Below are 25,182 nucleotides of genomic sequence, written 5' to 3'. Positions count from 1 at the left end.
CTGCACGGTTTACTATGCTGCCGGAATCAAAAAGTATTAGGGGGGTATAGATTGGGATTTCGGGAGGAACGGGCGGCCGAGAGGAAAATGAACATTTTGAGAGTGGCCGCCCGCCTGTTCAGCGAGAAGGGATACCACGAAGCCACCCTGGAGGAGATTGCCCGGGAGCTGAAATACACCAAGGGCAGCCTGTACTATTATGTGAGCAGCAAACAGGAACTGCTTTTCCAGTGCCACGAGCTGGCCATGGATCTGCTGCTGGAGAACATCCGCAAAATTCGCCAGTCGCCCCTGCCGCCCGACCAGATGCTCCGGGAAGTGATCAAAGGGCACATTGAAACCCTGGTCAGCGAGTTCAATCTGATCACGGTAGCTCTGGGCAGCGACTACGAGCTGGAAAAGGAGTACGCCGCGGCCATCATTGCCCGGCGGGACCAGTACGAGGAAATCATCGCCGGTATTATCCAGGAGGGAATAGAGCAGCAGCTGTTCCGCCCCGTACCGGTGAAGATGGTAATCAACCTGATCATGGGCGCGGCCAACTGGATCGGGCGATGGTACAATCCCCGGGGCCCCCTGACCGTACAGGAGATCAGCCAGTTTTACGCCGACTATCTGGTGACCCCTCTGCTGACCGCCAGGTAAGCCGCTTTCCGGCCAAAGCAAAAGCCCCCGCTCAGGGGGCCTGCTCCCGGTCTTTATGAACTTCATAATACCTGGCACTCTTTACCAAACTAACCCCGACGGGAAGTTTGTTTGTCGGTCTCTTACGATGAACTTCATTATAACACTGGCGCTCTTTACCAAACCGCGCCGCCCGTTGCCCGTCAAAAGGCCCGGATAAGCTCAAACACCGTGGGCTGTGCACAGCTCCACAAAGGCCTTGAGCAAATCGGTTTCGGTGATGATGCCCACCAGCCGGCCGTCCTCCAGCACAGGCAGGCAGCTGATTTTCTTATCCAGCATCAGCCGGGCGGCCGTCTTGATGTCATCCTCCGGACTGGCAGTAAAAATGTACTTGTAGCTCATGGCCCAGCTCACCGGCGTTTCCGGGTAACCGCCCGGGCGGGTGAGCACCTTTTCAATATCGTGCTCCACAATCACACCCACCAGTTGACCGTTTTCCAGCACCGGCAGCCGGCGCAAGCCCTTTTTCTGCATCAGCGTCAGGGCATCTTTCACCGAAGCGCCGGCGTTTATGGTCACCACATCGCGCACCATTTTATCCTTTACTTTCATCCCGCCACCTCTTTCCTGCATTCTTTCCGGCATTGGTCATGGCGACCGCGGCCAGGCCGCCATGCGACTATTAACACTTTGAAAAAAGTTTTTTCAATTATAACACAAGAAATTTCAGGAAAAAAGGACATATTTCGCCGCATTAGCGAGCGGTTTTTGTTTATTATATAATGAATATTTATAATTTTTAGATAATATATTGACTGATTCATGACAAAACGTTATTTTAGAGCCAGGATATTACGCTTTAATACGGGAGGGATGACTATGGCGGAAACATTGCCCGGACTGCTGACCCGCAACGCTTTTAAAGACCCGCAGGCAATCGCTTTAAGCTGGCCCCAGGGCCAGGTGACCTTGACCTGGCAGGAGCTGGCCGTGCGGGCCGAAGCTCTGGCCGGGCTGCTGCTGGCCAGGGGCGTGGGTAAAGGAGAACGGGTGGCCATTTTTATTACCAACCGGCCCGAATTTGTGGTGGCCTTTTTCGGCATCCTGCAGGCCGGGGCAACAGTGGTACCTTTGAATGTCAAACTAACACCACCCGAAGTGGCCTACATCCTGCAGGACAGCGGCGCCTGCGGCCTGATCTACGAGGACGCCCTGCGTTCCACGGCGGAAGCTGCCTTAACCGGACTGCCGGCCCCCAAGGTGCTCCTGTCCGAAAAAGAGCTGCCCCTGGCTCCCTCCGACCCGGTCCGGGTGGAGGTAAGCCCGGCCGATGTGGCGGAAATCCTTTACACCTCGGGCACCACGGGCCGGCCCAAAGGAGTAATTCTAACCCACAGCGCGGTCTACCTGGTGGGCAGCATGATCGCCTATGAGAGCGACCTGCGCTACGGCGATGTCTGCCTGCACCTGATGCCTCTGACCCACTCCGCCCCGCTCAACCTGTTCCTGGTGGGAGCCACCTGGGCCGGCGCCAAACACGTGCTGGGCACCTTTACCCCGGAAGCGCTGCTGGAGCTGGTGGCCGCCGAAAAGGTGACCCATTTCTTCGGCGCGCCGGTAGCCTACGCCCTGGCCCTGCGGGTACCGGGCCGGGAAAAATACGACCTTTCCTCGGTGAAGCGCTGGATCTACGGCGGGGCGGCCATGCCCGAGGCCCTGGCCCGGCAGGTGATGGCCCACATGCCAGCCCCCATGATGGGACTGTACGGCCTGACCGAAGCCGGCCCCAACGGCGTGGCCATATATCCCTGGGAACACGAAAAGTACGCCGGCAGCATCGGCCGCCGGGCTGCAGTCAACGCCATGGTCCGCCTGGTGGACGATGCCGGACAGGACGTGCCGGCGGGCACGGTGGGCGAAATCATCATCAAGGCGCCCACGGTCATGCAAGGTTACCTGAACCGGCCCCAGGAAACCGCCGAAACGCTGCGGGACGGCTGGGTCTACACCGGCGACCTGGGCGTGCGGGATGAAGGCGGCTACATCTGGGTAAAGGACCGCAAAAAGGATATGATCATCACGGGCGGCGTAAATGTCTACCCCCGGGAAGTGGAGGAGGTGCTGCTGCTCTGTCCGGGCGTGCTGGATGTGGCCGTGGTGGGCGTGCCGCACCCCGACTGGGGAGAGACCGTCATGGCCATGGCCGTGCTGGAGCCCGGCCGCAAGCAGCAGGAGATGGAGCAGCAGATCAAGGATTTCTGTCGCTCCCGGCTGGCCGACTACAAGATTCCGCGCCTCTTCCAGTTTGTGGACGTCATCCCCCGCAATGCCTCGGGCAAAATTTTAAAGCATGTTATCCGGGCGGAATATATGGTAAAATAAGGCCATACTGTATCAGCCCCTTACGGAGGTATGGCCATGGCTCTAATCCGAGAAGCAGAGCTGCCCGGCCTGGGCAAAAAATATCAGGTAACGCTGGAAAATGGCGAAGAGGTGGCCGTTGTCATCCATGATGACGGCCACCGGGAAATATACCACTTCCTGCCCGACGGCGACGATGCGGTGGATTCCTTTATTTTGAACGACCAGGAAGCCCGCCAGCTGGGCTCGATTATCGGCGGCGCCTTTTACCAGCCCCGCGCCCTGGAAAAGCTGGAAGCCGCGGTGGCCGACCTGCGCATCGACTGGCTGAAGGTAAAGGAAACTTCACCCATTAACGGCCGCAGCATTGGCGAGCTGGGCCTGCGCAAAAACCATGCCATTGTGGTGGTGGCCGTGATTGATGACCGGTGCCGCAGCAGAAAGGACGGGGCCTGCATCAACCCCGGCCCGGGCTTTGTTTTTCAACCCGGCCAGACCCTGATCGTGGCCGGTCACGCCGCTAAAATGAAGCAGTTTATCCAGGAGATGCTCTAGCCGGGGGCTTTTATGTCAATTAGCGATCTGGTCACCAACCTGGGGCTGCTCTTCGTCCTGATCACCGCCGCCACCATCGCCGCTAACAAGCTGAATTACTCCGCCATCCCCTTCTTGCTCTTGCTGGGCATGTTCTGCGGGCCCCACGCCCCGGTTACCGGCGACTTTTCCTGGCAGCTGGTGCGGGAGGATCAGGTCACCCGCCTGCTGTCCTGGCTGGGCGTGCTGCTCATGCTCTTTTACCTGGGCCTGGAGTTTTCTGTAGGCAAGCTGGTCAACACCGGCCGCACCATGCTTAAATCGGGCTCGCTGTATGTGCTGCTCAATTTCCTGCGGGGCCTGCTCCTGGGTTGGCTGATTTTCCCCAACTTCACCGATGCCCTGGTGCTGGCTGGCATCACCGGCATTTCCAGCAGCGCTATAATCACCAAGCTGCTAATTGACCTAAAAAGAACTGCCAACCCGGAAACTGAACTCATCCTGGGCATCCTGATTTTTGAAGACATCTTCATCGCCCTGTACCTTTCAGTGCTGTCGGGCATTTTGCTCACCGGGCAGTTCAGCCTGACGGTGCTGCTGCCCGGCCTGGGCACAGTGCTGGCTCTTTTTGCCGTGATCATCTTTCTGGGCCGGCGCCTGGCCGCCCTGCTGGACAGGCGCCTGAAGTTCCGTACAGCCGAGTGCTTTACCGCCGCGGTTTTCACTCTGCTGCTGCTGGCCGGCATCGGAGCAGAAAAAATCCACCTGGCTGAAGCCATCGGCGCTCTGGTGCTGGGGCTTTTGCTGGCCGAAACCAGTCACCACCGCCAGGTAATCCAGATGGTCACCCCTATGCGCGACCTGTTTGGCGCGGTGTTCTTTTTCACCTTTGGCATGAGCATTGACTACCGGGTTTTTGCCAGCGTATGGAAACCAGCCTTGCTACTGGTAGCCGCCACTGTGCTGGGCAACATCATCAACGGCTTAATCACCGCCCGCCTGGCCGGCTACACCACCCGCCGCTCCTTTCACGTGGCCTTTACCATCATGGCCCGGGGAGAATTCTCAGTCATCCTGGCCAGCTTCGCCGCCGCAGCCGGAGCCAGCAGCCACCTGCCCGGTCTGGCCGCCCTGTACGTACTGCTGCTGGCCTTGATCAGCCCGGCTCTGGCCAAAAACTCCCGCCGCTTTTATGAGCTATACGAAAAAAGCAAAAGCGCCCTGGCCGGGCGCTTCCAACGGATGGGATAAAGCAGTCCTGATAATCAGTCGGGATTGCTTTTTTATTTTATAGATTCGATTTAAACCGCACCCGGACAGTCGTGCCTGCCGGGCCGGTATCTATCTCCAACCGGGCATCGTGCCGGGCGGCAATGCTGTAGCACACCGCCAGACCCAGACCAGTACCGTTTTCCTTGGTGCTGAAAAAGGGCGTACCGATTTTCTCCAGCACACCGGGGGCCATCCCCGGTCCTTCATCCCGCACGGCTAAAGCCACCTCCTCCCCTTCCCGAAAGGTTTTGATGTACAGCAGCCCACTCTTTCCCATGGCCTCCAGACCATTGCGCACCAAATTGAGAATCAGCTGGCGGATCTCCTTTTCGTCCAGCAGTAGATCCGGCAGGGGCTCCATTTGCACCGCCAGATCATGGCCCCATTCACTGGCGTGGGCCTGTAGCAGGGGCAGCAGGGCGTTTATAATGTGGTTCAAGTTATGGCTGCCCCTAGCGGCAGACCTGCCGCGGGCCAGGGAAAGATATTCGGTAATGATGGCATTGGCCCGGTCCAGCTCTTCAATCATCAGCCGGAAATGCCCCCGGTGGTTCGCAAACTCTTCCTGGCGGGACAACAGCTGCAAAAACCCCCGCACCGTGGTCATGGGATTGCGGATCTCATGCCCGATGCTGGCAGCCATTTCTCCCACCAGCTTTAGCCGGTCCAGACGGGCCATCTCGGCCTCTATTTTTTTCAGCTCGGTGATGTCGTTGATGGCAATCAGCCGGCACAGCTGACCGTCCAGCTCCATCAGCTCGCCGGAAAGCAGCACATGACGCAAATTTCCCTTTCTGTTGCGCAAACACAGGCCCATATTATGTACCCGCTTTTTATCCCAGAGCAGCGCCTTGTAGGCAGCAAAGGTTTCCCGATCCATGAGCAAACCCAGATCCAGGACCGTCCGTCCAATGCATTCTTCCCGCCTGTACCCAAAAGTTCTTTCAAAGCTTTCGTTCACCTCCAGGCAACAGTCGTCACTGAAACGGACAATGGCCATGGGGGTGGGGTTATTGTGAAAAGCTTTAAAAAAGCGCTCCTCCGAAGCCCGCAGGCGCTGTTCGGCCTCCCGCCTCCGGCGGACATATTCAGTAATATCCAGGCAGCAGCCCACCGCTCCCAGCACCTGTTTTTCCGGCCCGTACAGATAGCTGCCGATCAGCAGGACATCTTTAACTTCACCCGCTTTGGTGCGCAGGGTGGTCTCACTGAGCCCGAACAGGCCATTTTTAAAACCACTGCCACCACTGCCCGGAGCTATGATTAGCGCCTGCTGGCCCGGCTTTATCTCCAGCTTTTTCAAATACTGCTCCCGGGTGAGCCCCAGCATTTCCCCGTCATCGTAGCCATCAATCACCCTGGTCATGCGGTTGCGATAGATCACCTTGCCCGTACGGTCATAAATAATGGCGCAAACCGGAAACTGTTCCAGCACACATTTGTACAGCTGGTTTTCCCGGCGCAGGGCCGGCAGTTCCTCCAGCAGTCCCTCTCCTCTTTTCTGCACCCGTTCCTCCATAAAACATCCTCTCGCCAGCAACTTATCCAGACTTCGCTGGTAATGATTGGACAAAAAATCCTTCTTTCCCTTTAGATATAAGATCGAATAATCTCCCCAACCAAACTTTTTATCCCCATTATTCGACTATGCCCCCGTCCGATGTCAGGTAGATTTTTATTTATTATCAGAGTAATTTTATCTTTACATCTTGCCAGTCTTGTGCTAAATTTTAATCAGCTGATTGTATACAATCTTTTTATGTCGGGTGTTTTAGCGATTTTTTAGGTATACATACAAACCCGGCAAACAACAAGGAGGCTGTTAAATATGGACAAACCGTATCTTGTAGTGGAATGGCAGGATACAGAAACTGACGCCAAAGGATGGTTGTGTGTATACAATTTTGTCAACCACTACGCCGGGGGAGGAACCAGGATGCACCCCACGGTCACCCGGGAAGAAGTGATCCGCCTGGCCCACACCATGGCCTACAAATACACCGCCTGCGCTTCCACCACAACGGGCGGCTGCAAGGGCGGCATCGCTTATGACTACAAAGCTCCCGACGCCAAACAGGTATTGCGCCGCTACCTGATAGCCATGGCTCCCTATATTAAAGCCGGAGTGTCCATTGGCGGCGATCTGGGAGTAGATTATCTGGATGTGCTGCAAATCCTGGATGAACTGGGCATTGGTCTGCCGCAAACCAAAGCCATGAAAGCCGATCCCCGGGTGCAACAGGGCATCATTAACCACGAACGCATGGTTAATATGCGCTACGATGGTTTTTTAATGTACGACATGGTTACCGGCTATGGCGTGGCCTATTGTGCCGATGAGGCCTGGAAATGCAAGGGCGGGCAGCCTGGCGCGCGGGTGGTCATCCAGGGCTTTGGCTGTGTTGGAGCCAGCGCGGCCAAATGTCTGGCCCAAATGGGCTACCGGATTGTGGGTATCGCCGACGCCAATTGCCTGGTGGTCTGCCCGGAGGGACTGGATGTGGAACAACTGATCGCCACCCGTCGGCCCAAGGGAGAAATGGACCCCGGTAGCTTTGCCGCCAATTACCAGGTCCTTCCCAATACCCGGTGGCTGGATGTGGACTGCGACATTCTCATTCCCGCCGCTCTGGAGGATGTAATTCACCGGGACAACGCCCACCAGGTCAAAGCCTCCCTCATTGTGGAAGCGGCCAATATTCCGGTAACGGCCGAAGCCGATCAGATCCTGCGGCAGCGGGGCATTGACGTGGTCGTGGATTTTGTAGCCAATCTGGGAGCCATCCGCTTTTATGATGCGGTGATCTTCGGCCTGGTAGAACCCACTCCGCAAGCAGCGGTAGCCGACATAGAAAACCTTTGCCGCCAGAACACCCGCAGGCTGTTCACAGAAGCAGCCAGACAGGGACGTTACCAGCGGGATGTGGCCCGGGAGCTGTTTACCCCCACCATCAAGGATACTCCCGACATCTAACCACGCCCAAGCTGCCGGAAATAAAATATGTATTATCCGGGAGGAGCGAAATGAAAAAAGTTGTCTTGCACCCCGACAGCTGCAAGGGATGCCACTATTGCCTGCATTTTTGCCCCAAAGAGGCCCTCAGCGTGACCGAAGCGGTAAATTCTAAAGGATACCTGCCCGTACAGGTAGACGCCCAGAAGTGCATCGCCTGCGGTCTGTGCTATATAGTCTGTCCCGATTATGTTTTTGAGTTACTGGAGGTGTAAGGCCATGGCCCCGGTATTAATGAAGGGAAATGATGCCATGGCGGAGGCGGCGGTGCGGGCCGGCTGCCGCTTTTTCGCCGGCTATCCCATCACCCCCCAGTCGGAGATTCTGGAATATCTGGCCCGCCGCATGCCGGAGGTGGGAGGCGTATTCTTACAAAGCGAGTCAGAAATAGCGGGCATTTCCATGGTTTACGGAGCCGCCGCAGCCGGCTTTCGGGCCCTGACCAGCTCTTCCGGGCCGGGCTTTAGCCTGATGCAGGAAGGGATATCCTACATTGCCTCCGCCGAGCTGCCCTGCGTGATCATCAATGTCATGCGTTATGGCAGCGGCCTGGGCGATATTTTTCAGGCCCAGGGCGATTACTGGCAGGCAGTGAAAAATGGCGGGCACGGCGATTACCGCTGCCCGGTTTACGCCCCCGCCTCGGTACAAGAAGCGGCAGACATGGTCTACCAGGCCTTTACCGTAGCCGAAGAATACCGCAACCCGGTGCTGGTGCTCACCGATGCTTCGATCAGCCAGATGATGGAGCCGGTAGAACTGCCGCCCTTTGCCACACCTGACCCCAACCGTTTCAGCTGGTCCTTAAAGGGCAAAAACGGGGGAGATTTCCGACGCATTACCTCGGTAATGTATTACCGGGACGATTACGACCAGTACCTGAAACAGAAATACCACCAGATGGCCGCCCGGGAACAGCGCTGGGAAGAATGGCAAACGGCCGACGCCCAACTGGTGCTGGTGGCCTATGGTATATCGGCCCGCATCTGCCGGGAAGCCGTAAACCTGGGACGCCGGCAAGGATTGCCCCTGGGGCTTTTCCGACCCCGCACCCTCTGCCCCTTCCCCTCAGAAGGCCTGCGCAAGTTGCCCCGGGCCCGGGCTTTGCTCACGGTAGAGCTATCCTGTCTGGGGCAAATGGGTGAAGACGTGCAGCTGGCCTGCGGCATGCACCTGCCTGTGCAAAATTATCTGGCCGGCTCACGCATCCCCGACGCCCAGGACATCGTGGACGCCGCCCGTCAAATATTGTTAAACGGCGGAGGAGGGGAAGATTGTGTTTAAACAAAAACCTGCCTTGCTGGTGGAAGACAACAAGTATTGCCCCGGCTGCGGGCACGGCATTGTCAACCGCCTGCTGGCCGAAGTGCTGGAGGAAATGGGCCTGGCCGACAGCGCCATTGGCGTAGTAGCCGTAGGCTGCGCCTGCCTGATGATTGACACTTTTGGAGTGGACTGGATTCAAGCTCAGCACGGGCGGGCTGCCGCAGTAGCCACCGGAATTAAAAGATGCCGGCCGCAAAACCCGGTTTTTACCTATCAGGGTGATGGGGATGCACTGGCCATAGGCCTGGCAGAAACCCTCTACGCCGCCATCCGCAATGAAAAAATCACTGTGTTGTTTGTTAACAACGGCGTTTTCGGCATGACCGGGGGGCAAATGGCCCCCACCACACTGGGCGGACAAAAGACCACCACCACCCCGGGTGGGCGGGATTTAACCCAGACCGGCCAACCCCTCAATGTTATAGAGTTTTTGCGCACCCTGCCCATTGCCTATCTGGCCCGGGGCAGCGTGGTGGATCCGGCAGCCATCAACAAGACCAAAGAGTACCTGCGCCGGGCTTTCCAGGCCCAGCTGGCCGGCGAGGGCTATTCCTTTGTGGAAATTGTCTCCCCCTGTCCCACCAACTGGGGACTACCACCCCTCAAGGCCCTGGAGTACCTGCGGGAAAAGGTGCTGCCGGTGTACCGGCCGGGGGAGTTTATCCTGCGGGGAGGTAAAAAGCATGACTGAAATCATCCTGGCCGGCTTCGGGGGCCAGGGCGTGCTCACTGCCGGTCTGATACTGGCACAAACCGGCATGCAAAACGGCCAGCACGTTACCTGGATCCCCTCCTATGGTTCGGAAATGCGGGGCGGCACGGCCAATTGTCAGGTCAAAATCAGCCCGGAAGCCATCGCCAGCCCTTTTGTCAAAATGGCCGATCTGGTACTGGCTTTAAACCAGCCCTCGGCAGACAAGTTCGCTGCCTGTCTTAAGCCTGAGGGAGTGCTGCTGGTCAATTCCACACTGGTAAAGCAGCTTCCTGAACAAGCGCCCGGCAGAATAGTTAGTGTACCGGCTACCGACATAGCCGACAAACTGGGAAATGGCCGGGCGGTAAACCTTGTCCTGCTGGGTGCCCTGGCCGCCACCAGTCACGTACTGCCGGCCAATATTCTGGCTCAGGGAGTAGATAATTTTTTCCAGGCCAAAGGCAAGAATAACCCCTTAAATCAGCAGTGCTTCTGGGCCGGCTATGCAGCAGCCGGTGGCCAGCGGGAAAACAGCGAGGTGTAAGTGATGGACTTAAGCAAACTACTAAACCCGCAGCGCCTTTGTGTCGTGGGAGCCAGTGAAAAGGAAGGTTTTGGCGGCGATACCTGCCGCAACATCATGCAATACATGGACCCGGAGCGGGTATATTTTGTCAATCCCAAACGGCAGCAGGTTTTCGGTCGACCCTGCTATGCCAGCATTGCCGAAGTTCCGGAGGCCTTTGATCTGGTAGTGGTATGCACCCCCCGGAATACGGTACCGGAAATTATCACTCAGGCCGCCGCCCGGGGGGCCCGGGGGGCCGTGGTCTACGCCAGCGGCTATGCCGAAACCGGCTCGGAGGTCGGCAAAGCGGCAGAAAAGGAACTGGCTGAACTATGCCAGAGGCTGGATGTAGCCCTGATGGGACCCAATTGTGCCGGCTTTGTGAACTACACCGGCGGTGTACACGCCTTCGCCTTTTTATCGGCCCAGCGGGAACGCCGGGGAGCTGTGGGCGTGGTTTCCCAGAGCGGACAACTCTGCTTGTCCATGATGGACAGCCCGCAGATGAAATTTTCATATATCATTTCCGCCGGAAATGCCAGCCTGGTCAGCACCGAGGATTACCTGGACTATCTGGTGCACGACCCCTCCACCCGGGTGGTGGCCATGTACCTGGAAGGAGTGAAAAATGCCCGGCGCTTTATCCAAGCTCTGGAGGCAGCCGCCAGGCAGCGCAAACCGGTAGTGGTGCTGAAAACCGGACGTTCGGAAAAAGGCAGCCGTCTGGCGGCCTCGCACACCGGCAGCCTGGCCGGAGCCGACCGGGTTTACGAAGCCATTTTCCAAAAGTACGGCGTTATTCGGGTACAGGATCTAGAAGAACTCATGGCCACCGCTCTGCTGCTGGCCACCCTGCCCACTTATCCCACCCGGCCTACCTTTGCCGCGCTGAACCTGTCGGGAGGGGAAACCGGCATTTGTGCCGATCTGGCTCAGCTAAATGGCATTGAACTGCCCGATTTTCAACCGGCCACCCGGGAACAGCTGAGGCAAATCCTGCCCTATTATGCCACACCGGATAACCCCCTGGACATGACCGCGTCTCTGTCCTATGATGCCAGCGCTTACGCTAAAGCCCTGGAAACCGTTATGCAGGATCCCAACATTGGCATGCTGCTGCTGGGATACACCCTGCTGGAAGAGATCAGTGACCCGGCCATACATTACATGTACGAGGGTATAGAGAAGGTAGTCCGCCGGGGGCAGGTCAAGCCCCTGGCCATGATCCCCTTTGCAGGTAACACCCGCCACCCCGGATACTGCGAAAAACTGCACCAGCTGGGCGTACCTATTTTACCGCCGGCCGCCTACGCTTTTCGCATTCTGCGCTATCTGAGTGACTTCATTGGCTATGACCCGGTCATCCGTCTGGCGGAACAACCAGCACTGACGGAAAAGTTCAGCCAGCACACCCGGCCCTGGAGCGAATGGCGAAGCAAACAGCTGCTCCAGGCCTACGGCATTACCGTACCCCGGGAAGGTATTGCCCGCACCCCCGAAGAAGCGGTGAACCTGGCCCGGGAGCTGGGCTATCCGGTAGCCGTCAAAATCTCCTGTGCCCAGATCACCCACAAATCCGATGCGGGAGGAGTAGTGCTCAATGTGCAGGATGATGACGGGGTGCGAAAGGCCTTCGACCACATCATGAGCGCTATGGGACAGCATTATCCCCATCTGGAGCCGGAAGGTGTACTGGTGAGCAAGATGCAAAAACCGGGACTGGAGGTGATTATCGGGATAAAAAATGACCCCCAGTTCGGGCCATGTATACTGTGCGGCCTGGGCGGCGTGTTCGTCGAGGTGTTCCGGGATACTGTGCTTTATCCGGCCCCTGTCTGCTTACCTGAAGCACTAACCATGCTCCAGACACTTCGGGCGGCACCGCTGCTACAAGGCTACCGGGGCGGCCCGGCCCTGGACCAGGAAGCCCTGGCCCAAGCGATAGTAAACATCTCCCGACTGGCCAGCGACCACCGCCATGTAATCAAAGAAATGGATATCAACCCGCTGTTTGTTTATGAAAAAGGAATCTGTGCTGTAGATGCCCTGGTGCTGGAGTTTGCCGACTGACAGGTCCCGGTCAATCCCGGGGCCACATCTGGAGAAGGGGTGAAAAGCATGTCCAATTCCCGCAAATATTTAACCTTGCTGGCCCTGTCCCTGAGTGGCGGGTCGATCTATTTCCTGCCTTACCTGAAATATGTCTTTTATGACCCTGTGTTGCAGGTAATGAATATTAATAACGAGCAGATGGGCTTTCTGCTCACTCTGTACGCCATCGGCTGCATGACTTTGTATATTCCCGGCGGCCTGCTGGCCGACCGGGTTTCAGCCAAAAAAGCCCTGATCTGGTCCCTGCTGGGTACCAGCGCTTTATCCGTTCTCTTCGCCTTCACCTTCAACTACCGGCTGGCAGAAGTGATCTGGTTCCTGCTGGCAGTAACCAGTGGATTTGTTTTCTGGTCCGCCCTGATCAAAGCCATTCGCTTAACCGGTGAGCCCAATGAACAGGCCCGTCTCTACGGCCTGTATTATGCCGGCAATGGAGGCACTGCCGCCATTGTGAGCGCGCTGGCCCTGTGGGCCTTCGCCCGTTTCGACGACCCGGCCACAGGACTGCGCATGGCCATTTTAGTGGGGGCTGCCGCCACCACCCTGGCCGCTCTGCTGGTGGCTCTGTTCCTGCGTGAAGAAAAAGAACCGGCCGCCGCTTTGGACGAGGAAGACCGCTTCCGCTTGCAGGATGTGCGCACCCTGCTAAAAAATCCCCTGCTCTGGGCCATTTCTATCGCTATTTTCTGCACCTACGGCCTTTATACCAGCGGCTCTTATTTCATCCCTTACTTAACCAATGTTACCGGCGTGGCGGTAGAGGATTCCAGTGCCCTGGGCATTATTCGCACCTATGTATTTATGCTGATTTGCGCACCCATTGGCGGCTACTTTGCCGACAAATTGCGTTCCACCTCCCGCTGGTTTGTCCTTTGCTTTTCCCTGATGATTGCTCTTTATCTGGGCGTACTGCTCCTGCCCCGGGGTACCCATCAGGCCCTGGTTATTTTCCTGTCTCTGCTACCCGGCGCTGTGTCGCTCATGATGTACGGAATTATGTACTCCACCATAACCGAATGCCGCATCCCCGTTGCCATGACCGGCACGGCAGTGGGAATAGCTTCCATTATTGGCTATCTGCCCGATTTCATGTTTAACACCATGTTTGGCCGCTGGCTGGATCAATATGGCAACCAGGGCTACAATTACATTTTCCTCTTTCTAACCCTGCTGGCCGTACTGGGCCTGGGAGTTTCCCTGTTCATTCGCCTGCGTACCAGGAAAATGCCTTCACCAGTGGAAGAAAAAAGTGGGCAAACTGCCATCTAGCCCGGACAGGTTTAACGGCAGAGGCCGGGTAATAGCCTCTGCCGTTCCTTCCCTTGTTGGCAAAACCTCTGGCCAAAACATATAATTGACAGGCGGGTGACTATTTATGAAAGGTGTTACGCCACCGGACAGGCAGACGGCCACGGTAAACTACCCGGTACTGGGCAGTTCCCTGCTGCTATGCCTGGCTATTTATGCTCCCATGATCTGGGGACAGAGCACCCTGCAAAAGCATGTGGATTATTTATTACACATATTGACCCACAGTCTGGACTGGCTGTGGCAACTGGGCACCTTTGCCCTGCTCTGTTATTTAATTTGGCTGGCCCTTGGTCCCTACGGCCGGGTAAAGCTGGGACACGACCGGGATAAACCCGATTTTTCTACTTTTACCTGGCTTTCCATGATATTTTTTGGAGGCATAGGCTCCTCGCTGGTTTACTGGTCCTGCCTGGAACCCATCTATTACTATACTGCTCCCCCATTTCAGCTGCCGCCCTGCTCCCCCCAGGCCGCCGGTCTGGCCCTGGCCTACGGCATGTTTCACTGGGGGTTTACCGCCTGGGCCATCTTTGCCCTGCCAGCGGTGGCATTTGCCTACTCCTACTTTGTGCGCCGTCAGCCCTACCTTTCCCCCAGCTTTGCCTGCCACTTTTGGGGAAAAACCGCCCCCGGGCAGTGGTGGGCAGTGGCAGTGGACACTTTTGTGCTGGTAAGCCTGGTGGGCGGTGCAGCTACCGCCATGGGGTTCAATGTGCCCATGTACAGCGCCGTAGCTGCATCCTGGCTGGGCAGGGATAGTACCCTGGCAATGCAGATATGCTTTCTTCTCTTATTGACCGCCCTTTTTGCCATTAGCAACTGGCAAGGCCTTAAGGCCGGTATCGCCCGCTTGTCAAGGCTGGCCACCTGGGGTATCATGTTATTAATCATTTTTGTCCTGATAAGTGGTCCAACCCATTTTATGCTGGCCCTGAGCACAGAAAACCTGGGCAATCTGCTGGACAATTACTGGCATATGAGTCTATACACTGACCCCGTAGCCCAAAGTGGTTTTCCCCAGGATTGGACCATCTTCTACTGGGCCTGGTGGGCAGCCTGGGCTATCTATATGGGCCTGTTCACGGCCCGAATATCCCGGGGCAGGACCATCCGGGAGCTGATCACTGCCCTGTTACTGGTCGGTTCGGCCGGCACAGCGGTTTTCTACATGACCTTCGGTGCCTATACCCTGCATCTGCTAATTCATCAAGGAGTGGATTTGGCCGCCCTGCTGGCCCAGAAGGGTGGCGAGTCAGTAGTAGTTTATATCCTGAACCAGCTGCCCTTAAACGGCTGGTTTTTGCCCCTTTTTCTGATGTTAATGCTCATATTTTCGGCCACCAGTTTTGATTCCAACGCTTACACTATGGCCATGATCAGCTGCCGGCAGATTAGAGATGGTCAGGAACCACCCCGCCCGCTCAGGTTCTGCTGGTCACTGGTACTTTGCGGAGCCAGCCTGGCTCTTTTGCTGGTAGGAGGATTGAAGGTGGTGCAACTTTCTTCGGTACTCACCAGCCTGCCGATACTATTCATTCTTTTTCTGCTATCCCTTTCTCTTAACCGGTGGCTCAAGGAGGATTTTGGCTCCACCGCCCGGCCCCTGCTGGTAGCGGAAAAAACACCAGATTAAGTGCAGAAAATGCAGATAAACCGGAAGGGAGGTAGCTATTTGCTAAAAAAGGAAGCGTTGAAGAACATGGTCTACGAATTCATCTCGCGCAAAATACAAAACGGCGAGTTAATGCCCAATCAAAAGGTCACCGAGCTGGAAATTTGCCGGGAACTGGGAGTTAGCCGCACGCCAGTGCGGGAAGCCTTGATTCAACTGGCGGCGGACAACCTGCTAGAAAAAATCCCCAACCGGGGATTTTTTGTTAAGCAGGTGGACAAGGGCGAAAAGCTGGAGATATACGATGTACTGTCCATACTGGACGGCCACGCCGGATACCTGGCCGCCAGCCGGGTAGATGAAGTGGATATTACTGAAATGCAGGAATTAACCGAAAAGATAGATATTGCCATCAAATACCGCAAGTTCAATGAATACGCCCGTTTGCAAAACCTGTTTCACGATATTTACATCAACAAGTGCGGCAACAGCACCTTGATTAAGCTGCTCAACTCTCTGCGCTACAATTTTATCCCCCAAACTTATATCAGCCACGATGACGCCCAGCAGGAGCGGCTGTTTAAAATCCTTTCCTTTTGCAATGAGCAGCATAAAGAATTGTTGGACTGTTTCCGCCGGGGCGATGCCGCAGGCGCCCGGGCCGTACTGGAAAAGCACTGGAAAACCATTGATTATGAGTTAATATAAATTCTTTTACATTCTTCTGCTGGCGCCGCCCTGCAGCCTGGGGGATTCTTATCACAAATAGATAAAAACACTTGCTTATACCCCGGCCCCGGAGCATAATAATAATCAAATAATGCAATTATATCCATCATTGTTAATTTATGTTTACAAACATTTTGCCACCAAAGGGGAGTGATTACCGTGAGTACACCATCCCCGCCTTTTCTTGCCGGCTGGCAGCAATTCATCAGCGGCAGCGCCCCGCCTGCTCACCTTGATCCACCTATTGCCCGTTCCTGGTTGCGCTGTCGCCAGGCGGGCTTAGATCCCTTTTTATCCTGCGCTCCGCCGGCCAGCCCGCAACAAACTACCAGCAACGACTCTCTTTTTTTGCTCACCGCCCGCCCCCATCTGGATTACCTGGCCCGCCTGCTCCCGGGCACATCTTACGTGCTGGTCCTGAGCAACCCGCACGGGGTCATCCTGCACACCGCCTGCACCGATCCTTCTGCCCGGGAAATCATGCAGCAGCACAACTTCCTGCCGGGCGCCTGCTGGAGTGAAGCAGCCGCCGGCACAAACGCCATTGGTACAGCTCTTCAGGAAAGAACCTGGCTGGTGGTGGCCGGAGCCGCACACTACTGTCACACCTGGCACCCCTACTACTGCGCCGCCGCACCGGTATATGACCCCTTAAACGGTGAACTGCTGGGCGCAGTCAATATTTCCGCATTTTACCGGGATTTACACCCGCATACCCTGGGCTGGGTAAAAACCATCGCCAACTTACTGGAAAACGAATGGTTTCATAAAATGCGCCAACATACCCTGATGCAAAAACCTGCCCTCGACAATTGTACAGACGGGCAGCTGACCGGTGCGGATGTTTCTTCCATACCCGTGGTGGCCCGTTCTCCCCAGCTCGTGGAAGCGCTGGCCAGAGCCAGGCAGGCTGCCGGCACGGGTTTAAGCGTACTCATCACCGGCGAAACGGGTACCGGCAAAGAGGTCCTTGCCTCGTTCATTCACCAGAGCAGCCCCCGCCGCAACGGTCCTTTTGTGGCCGTGAACTGCGCTGCCCTGCCGCCAGAGCTGGCCGCCAGCGAATTGTTCGGTTATTTGCCCGGTGCCTTTACCGGCGCCCTGCGCCAGGGAAAAACCGGTTATTTTCAGGCTGCCGATGGTGGTACGCTTTTCCTGGACGAGATTGCCGACACTCCCCTGTCCCTGCAGGCCGCCCTGCTGAGAGCTGTAGAACAAAAACAGGTTTTGCCCATCGGCACTACGCGCCCGGTAAATGTAAATGTGCGCATTATTGCTGCCACTTCCGCCAATTTGGAAAAATTAATGGCGCAAAACCAGTTTCGCCGCGACCTGTATTACCGGCTGTGTGGCATACACATACACCTGCCCCCGTTGCGCCAGCGGCGAGAAGACATCCTCCCTCTGGCCGAAGCTTTCCTGCAACAAGCAGCAGCCCATACCGGCAAGAGTTTAACCCTGTCTCCCATAACCCGGGAATTGCTGCAAACCTACCCCTGGCCGGGCAATGTGCGCGAACTGAAAAACGCCCTGGAAAGCGCTGCCGAGTTTTGCCCGGGCGGGTTAATCACTCCCGACCTGTTACCAGCGCTTCTTACAGGTCCCTCGACCACACAGGATGCCAGCAATACTGCCACAGAATATTTGTTTTGGGCGAATAGCTGCGCCGGTGCAGGCAAGCCATCTTACAACGCCGTAACCTTCCCCTCCCCGGGCCCATTTCCCTACCCGCCACCGTCCGACCCGCTGCTGGAAAAGCTGGCCCAGACCGGCGGCAACATCCGCCAGGCCGCCCGCCTGCTGGGCATTGACCGCTCCACAGTCTACCGCCGGCTAAGGCGCCTGGGCCTGTCCGCCCGGCACTGGAAAAATCAAAGCCAGTGAACTCCCGGTGACAGGCCGGGTTTTTTTATTGCCACATGTTGCAGAGCAAGCCACATGCAGCACCACACCGCCACACAACCCGCCCCTTTGCGCTCATCCCCCGGCTTTACCCCACCCGGCCAGCCGTCCCCGCCCACCTGATGGCAGAATATCCAGCCGTTTCTGCAAAGACCTGAAACCGGCATTTTTGCAGGGCGTACATATGGCACATGTATTGCTAATTTTTGAATTTTAGCAATATATCAAACATTGCAACAAACAGGAGGAGGGATGGTAAATATGGACGGCATCTCCGATTTCCACGGCAGAGAACATATGCATGAATACCCGCCTTACTCCCCCCAGGACCTGCGCCGCCGCCAGGGCACCCTGATCGCCGCGCGGCTGATGGTCAATGCCGCCCTGACCGCTCCCTGCGCGGGCGGCGTGTCACAAATGGAGGCGGAAATAGTCTACGGCCCGGAGCAGCAGGAAGACATCGCCCGTAAAATGGAAGAACTGTCCCACCAGAACCGGGCCTGGGGAGACAGGTTCAAGTACGAGGCGGTAATGGTGCGGGAATCCGATGTGGTCATCTTTCTGGGCAACCGCCTGGCCGGCGAGTTTGCGCTGGATGCCGGCTGCGGCATGTGCGGCGGCCGGCCCGACTGCAGCTATTTTTATGAAAAACATCCCCATATTTGCGGTCTGGTGGACGCTACTGACCGCTCCAGCCCGCTGCCCCTCCAGGGGCCGCTGTGCACAGCCCGGGTGAGCGATCTGGGTTTTGCCGTGGGCTCGGCCCTTTATCTGGCCAGCCGGCTGCTGGTGGACGCCCGGCCTTTTTTCAGCGTGGGGCTGGCCGGAAAAAAGCTGGGTTACTGCCGTCATTCCTTTATTGTTGTAGGCATTCTGGCCGCCACGCTGTCCAAAAACCCCTATGTGGACATCAACCCCGACTACCATCTGATTAATATGGGCAAGGTGCTGGAAAACACCCGCAAACAATACATCACCCCCCGCACGGTGACCACCTTTGACTACCGCAAGTGGATACCCCGGCCTACCCGCATTTCCGGTGAGGAGGGAAATGATTGATGGCCCGCTACGCTGGATTAACACTGGCCCAGGATTACCTGGTTAACGTGGCCGGCCACGTTGTGCAGGCCGCCTTGAAAGCCAGCCAGTTAACCGGCCGGCTGAAGCTCCAGGCCGAAGTAATCACTGGCGAGGACCTTGAGCCCATTATCGAACTGATGAGCGTCATGGCCAAAGCCTCCCAGTTCGTGACCTGGGATTACATGACCTTTAAACAAAACTACGAGCGGGGCACCCCGCCAGTGCTGGTACTGCTGGGCGCCGACACCATTTCCCCGCTGCCCGGCTGGAACTGCGGTGCCTGTGGATTTGCCACCTGCGGCGAATTTGCCCGCTACGCCAAAGAAAACCGGGCCATGGGTCAGGTGGCCTACGGCCCCTCCTGCAACTGGCTGACTCTGGATCTGGCTATAGCCGCCGACTGGGCCTGCGCCGCCGCCTGGCAGTTCAATGTGGATAACCGGATCCAGGGCTCATCGGGCAGTGCCGCCACCCTGCTTGGTTACCTGCCCGGCTGCACCTGTATCCTGGGCCTGCCTCTGGGACCGTGCCGGGAAATGGTCTGGTACAGCCGGGAGGACATGCACCACCATTTCCATTATGAAGATCACCTCAAGACCATGTTCCAGACCATCCCCACCCATTTTCTGGCCTTCTCCGGCAGCGGTCGTCCGCAGTTTAAAGCGCAAAGCCGCTGGTGGGAAGAAGCGCACTTCCACGCCGTGGGGCCGAGCCAGGCGGCAGCAGAAAAAATGTATGCCCTGCTGGAAGAGATGGCTGAAGTGATTGACCGGCATTCCGCCGCCGTGGCCAGCCGCTACACCCCACCCGGGCAAAGTACGGCAAACAGCCAGACGGAGCAAGCAGAAGCCGGAGAGTAGAAGCCAGGGAATGAAAATTCTAGAGGAATTCTAGAGGAGTGAAAAAAGTGGCCTTTGTTTACGTCATTGGCAGTGCAATGACCCGCTTTGGCAAATTTCCGCAAAGCACGGTAAAAGACCTGGCGGCCGCGGCAGTGCAGGGCGTGCTGCAGGACGCCGCGCTTAAAGCAGCCGATATCCAGGCGGCCTTTGTGGCCAATTCTTTCTGGGGTATGTACACCGGCCAGCATACCATTCGCGGCCAGGTCATGCTGCGCCCTCTGGGCCTTGCCGGCATACCCATCACCAATGTGGAAAATGCCTGTGCCGGCGCTTCTACAGCCTTTCACCTGGCCTGGACCGCCATCTCGGCCGGCCTGTATGATGTGGTGCTGGCTTTGGGCGTGGAAAAAATCAGCCATGCGGATAAAAGCTATTCTTTCCGCGCCTACACCTCGGCTCTGGATGTGGAAAACATGGCCACCCACCTCCAGACCATGCTGGAGGTAAGCCAGGATCTGAACCTGCCCGCAGCACCGGAACAGGGGGCACCGGGAGAAGGGCGGAGCATTTTCATGGATCTTTACGCCACAATGGCCCGATACCACATGCACAAGTACGGCGTTACCCAGCACCAGCTGGCGGTAATTGCCGCCAAAAACCACTGGCACGGCAGCTTAAACCCCCTGGCCCAGATCCAGAAAAACATGACCGTAGAGGAAGTGCTGCAGGATAAACTCGTCGCCTATCCGCTCACCCGGGCCATGTGCTCGCCGGTAGGCGACGGAGCAGCGGCCGCCATCCTCTGTTCGGAAAAATACCTGTCTAAACTGTCCGCCGCCCGCCCGGTGCGCGTGCGGGCTTCGGTACTGGCCTCGGGTCGCGACCGGCCCATAGATGGCCAAGACATCGGCGAACGCACGGCGGAGCTGGCCTACCATATGGCCGGACTGGGGCCGGCAGATATCAACGTAGCGGAACTGCATGACGCCACTGCTTTCGGCGAACTGCACCAGACCGAAGCCATGGGCTTTTGCGCGCCCGGCGAAGGAGGTATCCTGGCCGAATCGGGTGCCACCCGCCTGGGCGGGCGCATACCGGTCAACACCTCGGGCGGGCTGGAATGCCGCGGGCACCCCATTGGCGCTTCCGGCCTGGCCCAAATACATGAAATTGTTACCCAGCTGCGCGGGGAAGCGGGAACCCGCCAGGTGGCAAACGCCCGCATTGGGCTGACGGAAAACGGCGGCGGCAACATCGGCTTTGAAGAAGCCGCCCTGTGCATCCACATTTTGGAAAGGGCCACCCGCCCTTAGAGGAGGTTTTGGCTATGCCTGTTTTTCAGAACAGCGCCCAGATGTATGCCGTGCTAGGACAGCTCTGGCAACAATTGCTGGACCACCCCGAACAGGGTCCCAAATTTAAACAGGCGGGGCTAAGCATTAAATTTCACCTCACCGCCCCCGATGGGGTCATTTGGATTGACCCCCAAAAAGTGCACTGCGGCCCCCTGGAGGAGCGGGCCGATGTGGAGATGACCCTGTCGGGCGATACGGCGCACGCTTTCTGGCTGAAAAAAATCGGCCTGCCCGCCGCCCTGGCCACCAAACAAATTGTGGCCCGGGGAGCAATGAACAAAGTGATGAAATTGCTCCCGCTGCTCAAACCCCTGCATGAGGCTTACCCGGAAATATGCCGCCAGCACGGTCTGCCGCTTTAGTGTCCCGCTGCCGGCCGGAGATCAGCGCAGGGCAATTGGACGGGCGAAGACACGGTTATCCAACCGCACAGGCGAAAGGAGGCACCCACTATGTCCAGCGGCCAGCTGGCTGCCGCTCTAAATGAAAGGGCCCAAAAACAGCCGGACTTTAATGTCCTTGTTTTTGAAAACGACACCCACCCGCCGGAATACCTCACCTACCGGTATATTGTCCAGAATGGCCGGGCTATGGCCCGGCTCTGGCTGGCAAGCGGCATTAAACCGGGAGAAACGGTGGCCTTAATTGCTTACAACCACCCGGAGTTTATTTACTCGCTTTACGCCGCGTCGCATACGGGAATTACCCTGGTACCCATCGATCCCCGGGCCAGCGCCGACAACATCCTTTACCAGCTCACCGATTGCCAGGGCCAGGGGGTGATTTTTAGCAACCAGTTATATGAAAAAATTGCCCCGGTGCTGGACAAAGCGCACCCACATAAACTGGCGGCCATTCTGTACAAAGACGGCTTTGACGCACCGCAGCGGCCCCACTTCCCTGCCCTGCACCAGCTGCTCCAGCAGCATACCGGGACAGAGCAGGAGCCTGCGGCCGGCGGTTCCTTTCCCCTGGAAATCATCTACACCTCGGGCACTACGGGACGCCCCAAAGGGGTGCGCATAAAGGAAGAACGGTTAATGCTCTATGTCATGCTGGCCAGGATGGTGTGGCAGTATAAACCGGACGATATTCTTTACACCGGCCTCTCTCTGACCCACGGCAATGCTCAGGCCGTCACACTGATTCCCGCCCTTTTCCTGGGTCTGCGGGCAGTGATCAGCCGCCGCTTCACTAAAAGCCGCATCTGGGACATCTGCCGCCAGTTCGGCTGCACCACTTTTTCCCTGCTGGGCGGCATGATGATGGGCATATACAGCGAGCCGCCCCGGCCGGACGACGCCGACAACCCGGTGCGACTGGTGATCAGCGCCGGCACACCGCGTCCCATCTGGCTGGAATTTGAACGACGTTTCGGAGTGCAGATCCATGAGTGGTACGGTGCGGTAGAGGGGGGCTTTGCCCATAAACCGCCCGGGATTGGACCGGTAGGTTCTTTTGGCAAACCACTGGAGCAATTGATGGAAATGAAAGTGGTGCGCGAGGATGACAGTGAATGCGCCCCGGGCGAAATAGGCGAGCTGGTCAGCCGGCTGCGCACCGGCCCCACCACTGTGGAGTACCACGGCAACCCGGAGGCCTCGGCGGCCAAAACACGGGGCGGCTGGCTGCGCAGCGGGGACATGTGCTACCGGGATGACCAGGGCTGGTTTTACTTCGCCTACCGCAAGGGAGGGGGCCTGCGCCGGCAGGGGGAATTCATCCAGCCCGAAGCAGTGGAAAAAGTGCTGGCCGAACACCCGGCTGTGTGCGATGTATGCGTTTATGGCGTACCAGCTGGCTCGGGCGCACCCGGGGAAAGCGACCTGGTGGCAGCAGTAGTCTTTTCCCCCGGCCAGGCCATAGACCCGCCGGAACTATTCAGCTACTGCCGCCAGCACCTTTCCGCCAACCACATACCTTCATATATACAGGTTGTAGAACAAATTCCCAAAAGCGCTTCCGAAAAAAACCTGGACCGCCTGCTGCGGGAAGCATTTTCCCCTGCCGCACCCAACGTATTTACAAGGGAGGGATGATGCCCCATGAGCACCTATTTGGATTTGTGGATGGAGCTGAGTGATGAGCAAACCAGCATCAAAGAGCAAACCCATAAATTTGCCCGTCAGGTACTGCGCCCGGCCGCCAAAGCGCTGGACGAAATGTCTCCGGCCGAGGTTGTCCGTCCCGGTTCGCTTTACTGGCAAACCATGCGCCAGATGAAGGAACTGGGCTACCACACAGTAATGCTGCCCGAAACATACGGCGGCCTGGGACTGGACCCCCTGACCCTGCACATCTTTTTTGAAGAACTGGGCTGGGGTAGTGCCGGGCTGACCGTGGCCATAGGTGTAGATTGCTTCCCCTTTATGATGGCCTGCCTGATGGGAGATGATGAACTAATCCAAGAACTGGTGGAACCGTTCATCTCCAGCACAAACTGCAGCATGGTGGGCTGCTGGGCCATCACCGAACCCGACCACGGTTCCGACCAGCTGGTAGCCGGTACACCTTATTTCCACGACCCCTCCATCAAAGCGCAGGTCACGGCCAGCCGCACCACCGGCGGCTGGGTATTGAACGGCCAGAAATCGGCCTGGGTGTCCAACGGGGCGGTGGCCACCCACGCCTTGCTCTTTGTCCAAATTGACCGGAGCAGGGGCATGGCCGGGGGCGGCGTAGCTATTGTCCCTCTGCATCTGCCTGGAGTATCCAAAGGCCAACCCCTGAACAAAATGGGGCAACGGGAATTGCCCCAGGGAGAAATTTTCTTTGACCAGGTTTTCATTCCCGACCGTTACATGCTGGTACAGACCGATACTTACGAAGCCGTGCTGGAACAAGTGCTGGCCCTGGCTAACGCCGCCATGGGAGCGGTTTTCACCGGCGTGGCCCGGGCGGCCTTTGAAGAAGCCCTGCAGTACAGCCGCCAGCGCCGTCAGGGAGGCCGGCTGCTGTGCGAACACCAGCTGGTACAGCAAAAGCTTTTTGAAATGTTCATCCAGGTGGAAACAGCCCGGGCCTATTCGCGCCACGCCCTGGTTTACAACCTGAGCAACAACCCGCCCGTGCATCACTACTCCATAGCTTCCAAGATATATTGCACCAGGGCTGCTTTCCAGGTCTGCAGCACCGCCCTGCAGCTTTTTGGCGGTTACGGCCTGAGCAAAGAATACCTGATCGAAAAGCTATTCCGGGACAGCCGGGCTGCTCTGATTGAGGACGGCTGCAATGATGTGCTGGCCCTGGCCGGAGCAGAAGCATTGCTGAAGGAATACTCCTAAAACCGCCCGCCGCTGCACCATTAATAAAGCCCTTCGATTGCTATAATCAGAGCCGGGTCGCTCCCCGCGACCCGGGCAAAACCTTGATTGGCGGAGGGAAATATCCATGACGGTATGTCTGGTTACCGGTGCCGCCGGCTATATTGGCCGGCGGCTGGTAAATGCCCTTGCGGAAAATGCCACCTTTGAGAAAATAATTGCCCTGGATGTTCAGCCGCTCCAGCCAGCCGCAGCAACCGATCCGGTTTTTATCCAGGCCGATTTTCGCGACCGCCGGCTGAAAGACCGGCTGGCCTACCTGCAACCCCACACCGTAGTTCATCTGGCATTTATTGTTAACCCCATGCCCAACGAACAGTTAATGTTTGATATTAATGTCAATGGCACACTGAATATCCTGGAGCTCTGCCGGGAACTGGAGGTTGAACACTTAATCATCCTCTCCAGCGCCTCGGCTGCTTTTGTCAACACAAAAGTTGACCACCAGTGCTAGAGCAAAAGTTGGCCGCACCTTGCTGGCAGAAGGTAAACAGGCAGATTAATCAGAACATTTATCGGTT

Annotated in this window: 23 protein-coding genes; 21 read left to right on the top strand and 2 right to left on the bottom strand. The window is 57.2% G+C overall.

Annotated elements, in window-relative coordinates:
• The first annotated feature begins 51 nt into the window (after window positions 1–51).
• Entirely contained in the window at window positions 52–645 is a 594-nt protein-coding gene (locus tag ACUVTU_RS09895) for a TetR/AcrR family transcriptional regulator (protein WP_445889802.1), read from the top strand.
• Between the two features lie 201 nt (window positions 646–846).
• On the opposite strand, the gene ACUVTU_RS09890 is transcribed toward ACUVTU_RS09895, so the two are convergent.
• A complete protein-coding gene (locus tag ACUVTU_RS09890) occupies window positions 847–1,239 on the bottom strand; it encodes a CBS domain-containing protein (protein ID WP_445889801.1) in 393 nt (130 codons plus the stop codon).
• A 267-nt stretch (window positions 1,240–1,506) separates the two neighbouring features.
• Here ACUVTU_RS09890 and ACUVTU_RS09885 point away from each other — a divergent pair, with 267 nt between their 5' ends.
• Genes ACUVTU_RS09885 through ACUVTU_RS09875 form a run of 3 tightly spaced genes read left to right on the top strand, consistent with a single transcriptional unit; the run spans window position 1,507 to window position 4,773 of the window.
• Window positions 1,507–3,009 (top strand): class I adenylate-forming enzyme family protein, encoded by a 1,503-nt coding sequence (locus tag ACUVTU_RS09885; protein WP_445889800.1) that lies wholly within the window; start codon window positions 1,507–1,509, stop codon window positions 3,007–3,009.
• A 36-nt stretch (window positions 3,010–3,045) separates the two neighbouring features.
• A complete protein-coding gene (locus ACUVTU_RS09880) occupies window positions 3,046–3,543 on the top strand; it encodes a cation:proton antiporter regulatory subunit (protein WP_445889799.1) in 498 nt (165 codons plus the stop codon).
• Window positions 3,544–3,555: 12 nt separating this feature from the next.
• Complete coding sequence (locus ACUVTU_RS09875) at window positions 3,556–4,773, top strand: cation:proton antiporter (protein ID WP_445889798.1); 1,218 nt, start codon at window positions 3,556–3,558, stop codon at window positions 4,771–4,773.
• A gap of 37 nt (window positions 4,774–4,810) precedes the next feature.
• Here ACUVTU_RS09875 and ACUVTU_RS09870 read toward each other — a convergent pair whose 3' ends face one another.
• The gene (locus tag ACUVTU_RS09870; RefSeq protein ID WP_445889797.1) at window positions 4,811–6,367 is read right to left on the bottom strand and encodes a PAS domain S-box protein; all 1,557 of its coding nucleotides are present in this window, start codon (window positions 6,365–6,367) and stop codon (window positions 4,811–4,813) included.
• A gap of 255 nt (window positions 6,368–6,622) precedes the next feature.
• Here ACUVTU_RS09870 and ACUVTU_RS09865 point away from each other — a divergent pair, with 255 nt between their 5' ends.
• The 17 genes from ACUVTU_RS09865 (at window position 6,623) to ACUVTU_RS09785 (ending at window position 25,115) form a co-directional block, all read left to right on the top strand.
• Window positions 6,623–7,768 carry a Glu/Leu/Phe/Val family dehydrogenase gene (locus ACUVTU_RS09865; protein ID WP_445889796.1) on the top strand — a complete coding sequence of 382 codons (1,146 nt, stop codon included), beginning with the start codon at window positions 6,623–6,625 and terminating at the stop codon, window positions 7,766–7,768.
• A 50-nt stretch (window positions 7,769–7,818) separates the two neighbouring features.
• Window positions 7,819–8,022 carry a 4Fe-4S binding protein gene (locus ACUVTU_RS09860; protein ID WP_445889795.1) on the top strand — a complete coding sequence of 68 codons (204 nt, stop codon included), beginning with the start codon at window positions 7,819–7,821 and terminating at the stop codon, window positions 8,020–8,022.
• A gap of 4 nt (window positions 8,023–8,026) precedes the next feature.
• Window positions 8,027–9,091, top strand: a complete 1,065-nt coding sequence (gene vorB / locus ACUVTU_RS09855) for a 3-methyl-2-oxobutanoate dehydrogenase subunit VorB (protein WP_445889794.1) — start codon at window positions 8,027–8,029, stop codon at window positions 9,089–9,091.
• The gene (locus ACUVTU_RS09850; RefSeq protein ID WP_445889793.1) at window positions 9,084–9,824 is read left to right on the top strand and encodes a thiamine pyrophosphate-dependent enzyme; all 741 of its coding nucleotides are present in this window, start codon (window positions 9,084–9,086) and stop codon (window positions 9,822–9,824) included. The genes vorB and ACUVTU_RS09850 overlap by 8 nt, the downstream gene beginning before the upstream one ends.
• Window positions 9,817–10,371: a 2-oxoacid:acceptor oxidoreductase family protein gene (locus ACUVTU_RS09845; RefSeq protein WP_445889792.1), complete on the top strand. Its 555-nt coding sequence runs from the start codon at window positions 9,817–9,819 to the stop codon at window positions 10,369–10,371. The genes ACUVTU_RS09850 and ACUVTU_RS09845 overlap by 8 nt, the downstream gene beginning before the upstream one ends.
• Before the next feature lie 3 nt (window positions 10,372–10,374).
• Entirely contained in the window at window positions 10,375–12,465 is a 2,091-nt protein-coding gene (locus tag ACUVTU_RS09840; RefSeq protein WP_445889791.1) for an acetate--CoA ligase family protein, read from the top strand.
• Window positions 12,466–12,513: 48 nt separating this feature from the next.
• Complete coding sequence (locus ACUVTU_RS09835; RefSeq protein ID WP_445889790.1) at window positions 12,514–13,776, top strand: MFS transporter; 1,263 nt, start codon at window positions 12,514–12,516, stop codon at window positions 13,774–13,776.
• Between the two features lie 106 nt (window positions 13,777–13,882).
• Window positions 13,883–15,451, top strand: a complete 1,569-nt coding sequence (locus tag ACUVTU_RS09830; RefSeq protein ID WP_445889789.1) for a BCCT family transporter — start codon at window positions 13,883–13,885, stop codon at window positions 15,449–15,451.
• A 39-nt stretch (window positions 15,452–15,490) separates the two neighbouring features.
• Entirely contained in the window at window positions 15,491–16,138 is a 648-nt protein-coding gene (locus ACUVTU_RS09825; protein WP_445889788.1) for a GntR family transcriptional regulator, read from the top strand.
• Window positions 16,139–16,318: 180 nt separating this feature from the next.
• The gene (locus ACUVTU_RS09820) at window positions 16,319–18,043 is read left to right on the top strand and encodes a sigma-54-dependent Fis family transcriptional regulator (protein WP_445889787.1); all 1,725 of its coding nucleotides are present in this window, start codon (window positions 16,319–16,321) and stop codon (window positions 18,041–18,043) included.
• Window positions 18,044–18,322: 279 nt separating this feature from the next.
• The gene (locus ACUVTU_RS09815) at window positions 18,323–19,120 is read left to right on the top strand and encodes a DUF2148 domain-containing protein (RefSeq protein ID WP_445889786.1); all 798 of its coding nucleotides are present in this window, start codon (window positions 18,323–18,325) and stop codon (window positions 19,118–19,120) included.
• Window positions 19,120–20,001, top strand: coding sequence for a DUF2148 domain-containing protein (locus ACUVTU_RS09810; RefSeq protein WP_445889785.1), 882 nt, complete (start codon window positions 19,120–19,122; stop codon window positions 19,999–20,001). Before ACUVTU_RS09815 ends, ACUVTU_RS09810 begins: the two co-directional genes overlap by 1 nt.
• A gap of 47 nt (window positions 20,002–20,048) precedes the next feature.
• Window positions 20,049–21,296, top strand: coding sequence for a thiolase family protein (locus ACUVTU_RS09805; RefSeq protein ID WP_445889784.1), 1,248 nt, complete (start codon window positions 20,049–20,051; stop codon window positions 21,294–21,296).
• A 14-nt stretch (window positions 21,297–21,310) separates the two neighbouring features.
• A complete protein-coding gene (locus ACUVTU_RS09800; protein ID WP_445889783.1) occupies window positions 21,311–21,700 on the top strand; it encodes an SCP2 sterol-binding domain-containing protein in 390 nt (129 codons plus the stop codon).
• Window positions 21,701–21,790: 90 nt separating this feature from the next.
• Window positions 21,791–23,377, top strand: coding sequence for an AMP-binding protein (locus ACUVTU_RS09795; RefSeq protein WP_445889782.1), 1,587 nt, complete (start codon window positions 21,791–21,793; stop codon window positions 23,375–23,377).
• A gap of 6 nt (window positions 23,378–23,383) precedes the next feature.
• Entirely contained in the window at window positions 23,384–24,622 is a 1,239-nt protein-coding gene (locus tag ACUVTU_RS09790; RefSeq protein ID WP_445889781.1) for an acyl-CoA dehydrogenase family protein, read from the top strand.
• A gap of 106 nt (window positions 24,623–24,728) precedes the next feature.
• Complete coding sequence (locus tag ACUVTU_RS09785; protein WP_445889780.1) at window positions 24,729–25,115, top strand: NAD-dependent epimerase/dehydratase family protein; 387 nt, start codon at window positions 24,729–24,731, stop codon at window positions 25,113–25,115.
• Window positions 25,116–25,182 lie beyond the last annotated feature (67 nt).

It is taken from the genome of Desulfurispora sp., assembly GCF_052744395.1.
This window is presented reverse-complemented; position numbering and strand designations above follow the sequence as displayed.